Raw genomic sequence first — 11,341 nt, forward strand, 5'->3', positions numbered from 1 at the left:
TTGTTTTTTACTTTATCGAAAGAATTGCTAGTGCTAGTGAGTAAAGTTTACTTTCGGCACTGTCCGCCCTTGATGTAAGGACGATTGGTGCTTTGGCGCCTTGGATAATCGCACCGACTTTCGCGTTGGCGAAGTACATAAGTGATTTGTAGAGAATATTGCCTGCTTCGATATTCGGAACGACAAGAATATCGGCTTTACCAGCTGTTTCCCCTGTAATTCCTTTTTGCGCAGCAGCCTTCTCTGATACTGCATTATCAAGGGCAAGTGGACCGTCAACAATGCAACCAGTGATTTGACCACGTCGATTCATTACTACTAGCGACGCGGCATCTGTCGTTGGTGTCATTGCCGGATTCACCGTTTCGACAGCAGCCAAGGGAGCGACGATTGGTTCAAGCACACCACACGCATGCGCAGTAGCAACTGCATTACGAATGATTTGTGCTTTTGCTTCTAGGTCAGGTGCGATGTTCATTGCCGCGTCCGTCACGAAAAGTAAACGGTTATAACCGGCAACTTCGAACGCTGCGACATGCGACAGTATTTTCCCTGTGCGTAAACCATAGTCGCCATTCAACACTGCCTTAAGGATGGTAGATGTTGCTAAGTTCCCTTTCATCAGGACATGTGCTTGTCCACTTGAAACCGCTTTCACTGAGAGTGCAGCTGCGTAGCTATCGTCTTCAGCATGATGGATACTAATTTTTTCATTATCTAGTAACCAAGGGAAATTTGTTTGAATCATCTCGCTGATACAACTTTCATCAGCGAAAAGCATGAATGAAGCAATGCCTTTTTCACTAGCAATACTAACCGCTTCGAGCACTTCTCGATCTGCTGCAGATGCGACAGCAACAACCGGACCGTTCTTCGATGCGGCCAGACTGATGAGTGAGTCAAGTGTAACCATTGTCTCTCCCCCTTTGACTACATGACGATTAAATGAGGCTGAATTTCTCAAGTTTATAATAAAGTGATCGCAGTGAAATACCAAGCCTATTGGCAGTTAATGATTTGTTACCAGTATTTTCACGGAGAGCCGTTTCAAGAATGGTTTTTTCGTATTCATCCATAATCGAAGTAAGTGTGCTTTTTTCAGGAAGAATCTGTTCCTCTTCCGTGTTTTCCCTAGATGATAGGGATTTAACCACATCTATCAATTCGATAACGGCATCTCCCGACTCCATATAAATCATAGCGCGGCTAAGTATATTTTCAAGTTCACGTACATTTCCTGGCCAGTCATATTGCTTAAGACGCTCTTGCGCTTCATCGGTAATTTTCTCAATATTCATCCCGAATTCCTGATTTAACCTTACTAGTAGGTGCCCAATAATGGATGGAATATCTTTTTTCCGAGATCGTAGCGGCGCAATTTGGATTGAGAGTCGGTTTAACACATAATAAAGTTCTTCAATAAACGTTCCTTCATGCATCGCCTTTTCTAAGTTTTTCGTAGACGCTGCAATGACACGAACGGACAAATGAACGGGATAGGTCCCCCCATTTTTGAAGATTGTTCCGCTTTTTAAATAGTTAAGCAGCCTCGCCTGAACCACAAGCGGCAAGTCAGCCACTTCGTCAAGGAATAACGTTCCCTGTGCAGACTCTTGAAAAAGGCCTTGTGTGCTACCATTCCCACTTTGAGAAACCTCAGATTCTTGTCCGAATAGCTCCGCTTCCAATTTAGATGATTGCATTGCCGAACAATTCACACGGATAAACTTATTAAACCGTCGTTCGGAGCCACTGTGAATGGCATGCGCAAACAATTCTTTCCCAGTTCCCGCTTCTCCTCGAAGAAGGACTGGAATGTCAGATTTGGCAGCTAACTTGGCCTGCTCGATTGAAATTTCAATATCAGACGAACCGCCGAAGATATCATCGAATGTATAGGTTGATTCAAGTTTCCTAATAATTGTCCGTGCCTGGTCAAGTTCTTTCATCAAGTTGCGCATTTCAGTGATGTCATGAATGACACCAACACTACCCTTCACTTGATGATCGACAATGATTGGTGCAACATTGACAATTACTTCCCTGTTATTTTCACCTATACGCATATTGACGCCACGAACCGGCTTTCTCGACTTAAGTACTCTCATATGAATACTTTCACCTTCGTTGATGTCCGCGTTCGCGGGCTTACCTATTATTTCGTCTTCAGTAAGGCCAGTAATCCGTGTATAGGCTGGATTGACAAGGATACCATTCCCCTTATCGTCAACGACCGAGATGGCATCGTCACTCGAATGTATGATTGCTTCCAACATAGTCTTCACTTTTTTCAAATCTGTGATTTCCTCCGCTAGGGCAACTACCTCCGTAATATCTTTAAACACCGCGAATGCACCGACTTTTTTCCCGGCGGAATCAAAGAGTGGATAACGAGAAGTAACTATTTTCAAGCCATTTCCAAGAATCTGTTCCTCATTCAATTCCGCCACGCCTGAATCGAATACCCTTGGAAGCTCTGTCGTCGGAATTACATCCGTAATCATCCGACCAAAAGCCTCTTCAATTGGGAAACCAATCATCTTAGAGGCACTTTTATTGAAGAAATCAACAGTTCCTTCTTCGTCGATTCCAACCATGCCCTCTTCAATTGAATCAAAGATCATTCGCTGCTTATGCATTTCTATATGAATGCGCTTAATGTATGTATCGTTCTCCTCAAGCAGCCTTACAAGGAGATTTGCGACAGAACCAGGTATAAGTACGGTATGGGCAGGCCTCGCTTTTAATAGCTCAGCGAATACAGACTTGTCACCGGTCACATCGAAAATAATATGCAAATCGTCGGTCAGGTAACTTGTCCAATCCATCCCATATGCGATGCCCTGTTTTTTTGCACGTATTATTCCCGGTGCATGTTCATCAGTATCAATGATTGCGTTTACATTCATGAATTCTAAATTTTGGAGAAGGTCCAGTATTATCGATCCGCCTGTCCCCGCCCCGACAATGAGAACGTTTTGCAAGGATGTTCATTCTCCTTTTTTGAACCATGCAATCTTTTGCAATTACAATTTCATCATACATGAAAGCGCTGTTCTTGACAATCAAATTAGAGTAGGTAAAATTAGATTCGGTAAGGAGTTGTCGTATATGGCACGTCTAGCAGCATTTATGGTCTTGCTAATCCCCGGACTTTTTGCGGCCGGAGGTATAAAATTAATGCGAGATTCGATATTTGGCGTATTATTTAACCCATTTCCGTTCATTTGGCTTCAATTCGTTGTAGGCTTATTATTGTTCGCGGGAGGTCTATGGTTTTTTGCGGGCTTTTTATTACGTCGCGATCGACGAAAAGGACGCGTGCAAGAACGGTTTAAACAAAAGTAACAGTGTATATCGTAACTAAGAGCAATCGTCTACAATCTATTTGAGCGAATTGCAAAAGGACCAAGACTGAACAGTCTTGGTCCTTTTGCTTATTTATTGAATCGATTTGGATAATCCGTTATCCAGCCATCTATATAAGGAGGCGGATTAAGAGTGATTGGTTCTGTTCCAGTCATTCCATAAACCCGAATCTTTTTCCCGGTTTGAAGGAGATTGGTCAAAAAGGGCTCTTTCAACAACCGTTTGTGAAAATGGAATCCATCTGCACTTGAATACTGTTTAAGATTAGTCCAATCTACGCTTTTCTTTCCAATAAGAAAGGCTGTTTCCATTCGTTCGCTTTCCTCTTTGACCACTTCAAGTAAGCGATAATCAAATGAGGAAATATGAACATTGCCCATAACAGAAACAATATCAACAATCATTTTGATCAATTCAGGGCGATCCGAAACCGTTTCTTTCAATTCAACATTAAGTGCTAAATCATGCATTTCGCAAAATGACACCGCTTCTATCAATGTCGGAATGCTATGACCACAGAATAAACGTCTATATCTTCTTCCAACTCGAATTCTCATGAGCTCTGTACTTGTCATGGATGAAATCATTTTCCGAATGCCAGCAAGCCTAGATAATCCTGGATCGTGGATGACAAACGGCACTCCATCTTCTGTCAATTGGACATCTAGCTCGATGCCGCCAGCACCTTGATCGACAGCCTTCTCAAATGCTTTCATTGTATTTTCAAAGCAGATGCCAGAAGCGCCTCGATGTGCAAAAACTGTAGGATTAGACATTTAGGACGCCATCTACGATTTCAAAAATGCCTTTTGCACCTACATGAAGCGTAGACGATTTCAATCCAATTTGAATGATTGTACCTGGATAAGCTTCTCTTGTCACTTCAATTTGAGCGGGAACTGCTTGCTTAATTTTACGCAACCCAAGTTGAATTTCTTTATCTAGTTCAACTATGGCATCTCTATTCGATTCAATCGTTTCCAACATTTTTTCAAAGGCTTCTGCCTGTGGCCCCTTCAGAAGACTTCCACTATTCCTAAATGGGAGAGCGTGTTGCTCAAGCTTTTCGATGATTCCTTGGCGTTCTTTCAAACTTTTAGCCATTTCTTGAATTTCCATATACATTACTTCCTTGTCAATCCCTTTTGCACTAAGGATTGTCTTCCGTTCATGACTGTTACCCGCAAATGCACATTCAATTTTATAAAGTGCCTCAATTTTCCCACCAATAATTTTACCTTTGTTTTTATCAATAAATACAGATTCTGCGATAACTTCTGCGCCGAGTAAATATAAACCGACATGTACTTCTTTTCCATACAGTTTGCAATTGTTCGCGTGTTTAACAAAAATATTACCTCGCGCTTCGACAATCGTCAATCCACCGCCGAAAATCCCACCTTTTATGTAGATGTCTCCCTCAGATGACTGTATCTCCTTCGCATTTATGATACCTTCATTACCTTCTACAGAAATATCTCCAGTCGCATTTACTGAAAATCCTGCAATGACTGTTCCTAATACAACAACTGATCCGTCAAATTTAATCGAGCCAGTTTCAGGTCCTACATCCCCGCTGACAATTAACTGCTTCCCTACACTAATGATACCGTCAATGCTTTCCAAAGCCCCACCGTGTGACGCCCTCAGAACTACTTTGTCCGCTTCTTGTTCATCAGTCACTGATTTCCTGTCAAAGTAAAGTTTCACATCATCCCCTCGCCGTGCAGGAAGATCGTTACCTAAAACATCCTTACCATCAATGCCCTCTTGTGCCGATGTTTTCTCGCCAAGCCAATCACCTTGGTTGATAGGCGTAACGAAATTCATTTCAAAATAATCAGCAGAACCGTCTTCACGGATCATCGGCCTTCTTTCAGGTATTTCTATATATGATACGACTGCATCTTTACCTTTTTGTGGCTTTCTCCCTACAGCTGCGATAATCGATTCACCCGGTTTAAACGGCTCATCTTGCAAAGTTGTTCTGCCGTAAATTACTCCGGCATCATCAAGCACTTTATCAGCCTGATTTAGGATTGATTGTCTATTTTCTTCAAATTCCTTGGTTGACACGTTTATGTAAAGTTGAGCAATCATTTGATCAGCAGCAATAGCTATTTCTATAGTTGGAATCCAATTGCCTATTATATGTTCTGCCTCTAGTTCAGTAAGCGCTTTCCTTAATATCGGGAATGAACTGATTTTTAATCGTGGATGTTCACGCGTAATTGAATCGAATGATTTAAGTGGAAAACCATTCTTCTTAGTGCGCAAGATCACTTTTTCCTCTTGTACTAAAAGATCGAAAAACTCATTTTGAACTAACACTGCCGCTTCATCCTTTCCCTCTTATCCATTGTATAACATCCTCAACCTATTTGTCAGATTAATTAATCTCTAGTTTAAAAAAGCCTACCACACGAAAATAGATTCGGAGAGTAGGCGTAGCTATTACCATAACTAGGTGTTTTTCAATCAGCTAGCCATATGCTCAAGTTGGAATTGATAGGCTTTTCATGCTCTCACTGACAACGATATATTAATTTATGAATGCAGGTGCATCGTCATTTTCAACCTTAGTTTATCACTCGATTAAGCAAATAGGAACCCACCTATGGGATAATTTCTCATGAGTTGTTATATCTTCTCCTATGGCTCTTCTCTGTTTATAATTTAGTACCAAAGTAAATAGGTTGTTTTTTCACTATTTTTTCAGTCCATATAAAAACAGAGATTCAATTCTTATTTTTAAACATTTAGTTAGCCCAAATGTACTTATATTATGAGTTTCATTTTTTCTATCACTTTCGTTAAAGTAGAAATTGAGGTCAATGTGTCAATTTCTACTTTTTCTAAGGAATGGTTTGCCCCTAGAATTAGCTCAATGTAAAAAGTGGTTTTCTTTTTTTATTTGTTCAACTTGCTCTAAGTTATAATGAGAGTCTTTGTCACAAATAACTAGCAAGCCTTGGTGATTACTTCTTAATATATCTTTATATAACATTTTTGTAATCTATAACATCACTATATCCGATTATTCTTTTAAGCTGCCTTATAATTGAACTGTTATATCCTCACTATTGATATGTCCCCGTACAAAGGACCTGTTACTTTGTCCAAGTTCTAGCACGCCAGAATACGTTTTTTTTGCCAATCTCTTACACTTGGAACACAAACCTCTTTCCGACTGCTTCCACTAATTCACGAAAAATCATCTCGGTTAGAAGTTTTCGCCCTTTACTGGATCGTTTACCTTTTCCTCCTTTTAAGAATCCTGGAGCCAGATGACTCGATGTCACGGCAGTTCAGGATACCTATCAACCACAAGTATCTAAAATCGATTAGAGTCGTCAGAACAGCGTCGTAATGCCTGTAAACGTAAAAATCGACCTGTCCGCATTTACGCCGATAGGTCAATTTTCGATTCCGCAGAAATATGTGCTACACTACGGGCACGTACGGTTCGGTAATTTGTTGCAAAGATTACGTAAATTTCATAGGAATGATGACCGGTTTAATAATAATAAAAGTGCCAATTCACTGTTTCAAATAACATAAAACGCTTTCATAGCAACGATTAGCTCGCCATATGCTCAAGACGGATTTTATCTGCGATCATCGCGATGAATTCAGAATTCGTGGGTTTGCTTTTCAAATGGTGCACAGTGTAGCCAAACATTTTGGAAATGACATCGTAATTTCCACGGTTCCATGCGACTTCGATTGCGTGGCGAATTGCACGCTCTACACGGGATGCTGTCGTATTGTATTTTTTTGCGATCTCCGGATAAAGTACTTTCGTCACTGAACCAAGCAAATCGACGTCCGTATAAACCATTTGAATCGCTTCACGAATGAACGCATAGCCTTTAATATGAGCGGGTACACCAATCTCTTTAATAATTGCTGTAATTGTAGTATCTAGCACTTTTTGGCTTACTGTTCCTGGCGCATACTCTCCGCTAGCTTGGGCTATCGGAACTATTGGTTTTCTTGTTCCTGCTACTTGGAATATCTGGTTTGCAAGTCGGTCGAATTCAAACGGTTTAAGCATGAAATAGGAAGCTCCTAGACTCGCCGCTTGTGTCATAACATCTTCCTGCCCAAATGCCGTCAACATAATTATATGAACATCGGCAGTTTGTGCATTTCCACTCAACGTTTCCAAAACCGCAATTCCATCAAGATGTGGCATGATGATATCAAGTAATAAGACATCTGGCTTTTTTTCTTCCAACATCGACAGACATACTTTTCCGTTATGCGCCGTCCAAATGACTTCGATTTCAGGATGTCTTTCAAAATATGTCATCATAGTCCTCACTAGTTCCTTGTTATCGTCAGCAATCGCGACTTTCAGTTTATCCATTCCCATTTCCCCCTTGTACGTTTATGACGACTTCTTTCCCTAAACATTAGCAACATTCTCTTAACTACACAAGGGAAATTTCGACGAATAGTGGAGTAACCCTCTTTTATTTAGCAAAAATGAAACTTCTGACATATGGTTTCCCTAAACTTCGACTAATTCTTTTCTTTTCTCAACGTTTGTCGAATCGTTCTCGCTAAGCTTAACACGACAGGACAAAAGGGCCAACTCATTATACGAGTTGGCCCTTTTATTAATTTTCCCCGCTACGCATTTTCTCCAAAAATAGGGCTGCACCTTTTTTAGGATCATCGACAAACATATGCGTTACCGCGCCTGCAAATTGCCCGTTTTGGATAACGGGACTTCCACTCATCCCTTGTAAAATTCCTCCGGTTGCTTTGAGCAATTCGGGATCTGTTAACACGAAATGGAACTGGTCTTGTTCTACTTCTATAATTCGAATTGAAAAGGATTCAACTTTTGTCCCTTTAATCGTTGTGTAAATTTCAGCAGCGCCTTCTTTTACTTCTGCTGGCTGCATAATCGTTAAAGGTTCGGTTAACACTTCCTTATAGTCGCTGTTCCACGACCCGAAGATGCCATAAAGACCGTTTATTCGAATCGTCCCTAAAAAATCATCATCATCGACAATCGTTGAAATTTTATAACCTGGAATTCCGGGCACGCTTTTTTTAATTTGATCGATTTCTGAAAGATAAATCGCTCCTGTTTTAAACGAAGGTGGTGATTTCAGTGCACTGTCGATGATCTGATGACCGAGCGCTCCGTATGTCCCTTTGTCCGGATCGACATACGTCAAGGTACCTGTCCCTTCTGTTCGATCTTTCAGGAATGGAAGGAGACGTTTCATCGCTTCGCCATCTGCTAGGATTTGACTGCTTTCCTCGTTTCTGATGACGTGCAATACGATTTCTTTTTTGTCTCGCATTGAGGATGATACTTTTTCGTACTCATGAAGGGTACTGACTGCTACATCGTCTAATTGTCCGATTAGATCACCTGCCTTCAACCAGTTATCTTTACTGATCATGACATCATTTGTGATGTAGACTCCCGACAAATCCATTTTAATACCAATCGATTGTCCCATCGGTATCAGCGTTCCATCTTTAGCAAATGCTGCATTTGTAGTGAATGGCATGACAAGTAAAAGCACAGAAAACGAAACGGCCAACTTAAACTGTCTACTCCATCCCATATTTCACCTCCCTTAATAAGATACTGTTGGTATGTCCGTTCAGGGGAATGTTATGAAAGGGTAAATAAAGCAAAAGTGGAACGTACATTAATTTCATTGCATTTTGTAACCGATGAGTAAAAAAATAAAAAAACGTGCATAATGTAGTATGCACGTTAAGTGATTATCTAAACGATTTCTTACGTTCTGCGGCCAATTTCAACAACTCTTCCGCATGCTTTAATGTTAATGGCGTAGTTTCAGCTCCAGACAACATCCTGGACAATTCTTCAGTCCTGTCTGATTCGATGACATCATGAATTTCCGTCATCGTCCTATCACTTATTACATTTTTTTTAATGAGGTAATGGTGATCCGCCATTGCGGCGACTTGCGGTAAATGAGAAATACAAAGCACCTGAGAATCTGTTGCAATTATTGCTATTTTTTCCGCAATTGCTTGTGCAACTCTTCCGCTTACACCCGTATCCACTTCGTCAAAAATAAGTGAAGTAACTCCTTGATGTTTAGAGAATATTGTCTTTATCGCTAACATTATACGGGAAATTTCACCGCCCGACGCTACTTTTACAAGTGGTTTCAACGGTTCCCCAACGTTTGTCGAGATCAAGAAGTTCACATCGTCATATCCATTTGAATCGAAAGTACCTGCTGCTTTTCGAGTAATTTCCACTTTAAAAGAAGCTTTTCCCATATGAAGTTGCTCCAGTTGTTCCATAATTGCATTTTCTAATTGAATAGACGAATTTTGGCGGATAATTGATAACTCTTCTGCTTCGATTTCAAGATCTTGGAGAAGTTGCGCAAGTTTTTCCTGCTCGGCAAAAAGACGTTCATCCCTACTTACTAAGTTTTCAAGTTCCTCTGTGATTTTATCACGATACAAAAGAATGTCTTCAATCGTTTTGCCATACTTCCTTTTCAAGGAGATGTGGAGTGCTAGGCGCTCTTCAACTACTTCGAGTCTTGCAGGATCAAATTCCATATCATCAAGTATACTTTTGAGCTCGTGTGCAGTATCTTGTAAGGCATAGAAACTTGTTGCAATCGTTTCAGCATGCAGTTTCAAGCTCTTATCGACCGACGCGGCATCCTCCATATCACTCATCGCAGAACCGACCCAGTCAAGCGCATGTGTATCTCCACTGATCGACACATATGCGGTATTCAATCGCTCAAATAAACGATTGAAGTTTTGAAGCTTTTGTTTTTCTGCTTCGAGTTGGTCCTCTTCACCAATAACGAGTCCAGCTGCATTAATCTCTTTTAGCTGGAATGAATACAAATCGATACGTTGTGCCACTTGTTGCTCATTATCGTCTGCCTTCTCAAGCTTCCGTTTCAGTTTTCGATAGCTTTCATACAGCTCGAAATAGTTTTCATAGGCATGCTCTAGTTTTTCACCCGCAAAATGATCGAGTAAATGAATATGACTTCTTTCATGCATTAATTCCTGATTTTCGTGTTGACCATGTATGTCAATCAACTGTGAACCAATTTCTCTCAAAATTGCGATCGTCACAAGCTTTCCATTGACACGGCAAACCGTTTTCCCATTTGAATTCAAATCGCGCCGCAATATAACGACGCCATCCTGTGCATCAATACCAAATTCAGCTAATTGTGCAATAATAGGATGCGATTCTTCTTCAATAGTGAAAAGCCCTTCCAGTTCGGCTTTTGTTGCTCCATGACGGATAAATTCCTGTGATCCTCTTCCACCCGCAAGTAGTTGGACAGCATCGATAATAATAGATTTTCCCGCGCCTGTTTCTCCAGTTAATACGGTTAGGCCTTCATCAAATGTTATTTCAAGGTTTTCAATGATTGCAAAGTTTTTTATGGAGATTTCACGTAACAATTGCTTTCACCTCTTTCAGAGCATCGCCAACAGTTTTTCTTTCACTACTCCTGTCAGTGATTCATCACGACAAATAATCAAACTCGTATCATCGCCACAAATCGTTCCAAGAATTTCATCCCATCCGAGATGATCCATTAAAGAACCGACAGCTTGCGCATTGCCAGGAAGCGTTTTCAAAACAATAAAATGACCTGCTGCATCAATACTGACAAAGGCATCAGTTAGCATTCGGTGAAGTTTTTGTTCTGTATTGTACTTATGTACGGGTGGCAGACTGTATTTATAGCTACCATCAGACAAAGGGACCTTAATAAGATGCATTTCTTTTATATCACGTGAAACGGTCGCTTGTGTCACGTCCACTCCCGCTGCTTTTAGGCTATCTACGAGCTGATCTTGTGTTTCTATTTCAAAATTCGAGATAATATCACGAATACGAATTTGCCTATGCCCTTTATTCATACTAATCACTCCCATACCATAATAATATCTTACTTCATACTGTACCACCCAT

9 protein-coding genes are annotated in these 11,341 nt (G+C 40.6%); 1 reads left to right on the top strand and 8 read right to left on the bottom strand.

Annotation, left to right across the window (positions count from 1 at the left end; translation table 11 throughout):
• Window positions 1–7: 7 nt before the first annotated feature.
• Both yqiS and AZE41_RS12420 read right to left on the bottom strand, forming a co-directional pair.
• Entirely contained in the window at window positions 8–913 is a 906-nt protein-coding gene (gene yqiS, locus AZE41_RS12415) for a phosphate butyryltransferase (RefSeq protein WP_067209862.1), read from the bottom strand.
• 28 nt (window positions 914–941) lie between these two features.
• Entirely contained in the window at window positions 942–2,984 is a 2,043-nt protein-coding gene (locus AZE41_RS12420) for a sigma 54-interacting transcriptional regulator (RefSeq protein WP_067209864.1), read from the bottom strand.
• A 127-nt stretch (window positions 2,985–3,111) separates the two neighbouring features.
• On the opposite strand from AZE41_RS12420, the gene AZE41_RS12425 reads away from it, so the two are divergent.
• The gene (locus AZE41_RS12425) at window positions 3,112–3,348 is read left to right on the top strand and encodes a DUF2627 domain-containing protein (protein ID WP_067209866.1); all 237 of its coding nucleotides are present in this window, start codon (window positions 3,112–3,114) and stop codon (window positions 3,346–3,348) included.
• Between the two features lie 89 nt (window positions 3,349–3,437).
• On the opposite strand, the gene AZE41_RS12430 is transcribed toward AZE41_RS12425, so the two are convergent.
• From AZE41_RS12430 to ahrC, 6 genes are all read right to left on the bottom strand, one after another.
• The gene (locus AZE41_RS12430; RefSeq protein ID WP_067209869.1) at window positions 3,438–4,145 is read right to left on the bottom strand and encodes a glycerophosphodiester phosphodiesterase; all 708 of its coding nucleotides are present in this window, start codon (window positions 4,143–4,145) and stop codon (window positions 3,438–3,440) included.
• Window positions 4,138–5,700, bottom strand: coding sequence for a flagellar assembly protein A (locus AZE41_RS12435; RefSeq protein ID WP_067209871.1), 1,563 nt, complete (start codon window positions 5,698–5,700; stop codon window positions 4,138–4,140). Before AZE41_RS12435 ends, AZE41_RS12430 begins: the two co-directional genes overlap by 8 nt.
• Before the next feature lie 1,249 nt (window positions 5,701–6,949).
• Window positions 6,950–7,741: a sporulation transcription factor Spo0A gene (gene spo0A / locus AZE41_RS12440; protein ID WP_067209873.1), complete on the bottom strand. Its 792-nt coding sequence runs from the start codon at window positions 7,739–7,741 to the stop codon at window positions 6,950–6,952.
• Between the two features lie 253 nt (window positions 7,742–7,994).
• A complete protein-coding gene (locus tag AZE41_RS12445; RefSeq protein WP_067209875.1) occupies window positions 7,995–8,963 on the bottom strand; it encodes a SpoIVB peptidase S55 domain-containing protein in 969 nt (322 codons plus the stop codon).
• A gap of 163 nt (window positions 8,964–9,126) precedes the next feature.
• Window positions 9,127–10,824 carry a DNA repair protein RecN gene (recN, locus tag AZE41_RS12450; RefSeq protein WP_067209878.1) on the bottom strand — a complete coding sequence of 566 codons (1,698 nt, stop codon included), beginning with the start codon at window positions 10,822–10,824 and terminating at the stop codon, window positions 9,127–9,129.
• A 15-nt stretch (window positions 10,825–10,839) separates the two neighbouring features.
• The gene (gene ahrC, locus AZE41_RS12455) at window positions 10,840–11,289 is read right to left on the bottom strand and encodes a transcriptional regulator AhrC/ArgR (RefSeq protein WP_067209880.1); all 450 of its coding nucleotides are present in this window, start codon (window positions 11,287–11,289) and stop codon (window positions 10,840–10,842) included.
• Window positions 11,290–11,341 lie beyond the last annotated feature (52 nt).

This window comes from Sporosarcina psychrophila (genome assembly GCF_001590685.1).
Taxonomy (GTDB): Bacteria; Bacillota; Bacilli; order Bacillales_A; family Planococcaceae; genus Sporosarcina; species Sporosarcina psychrophila.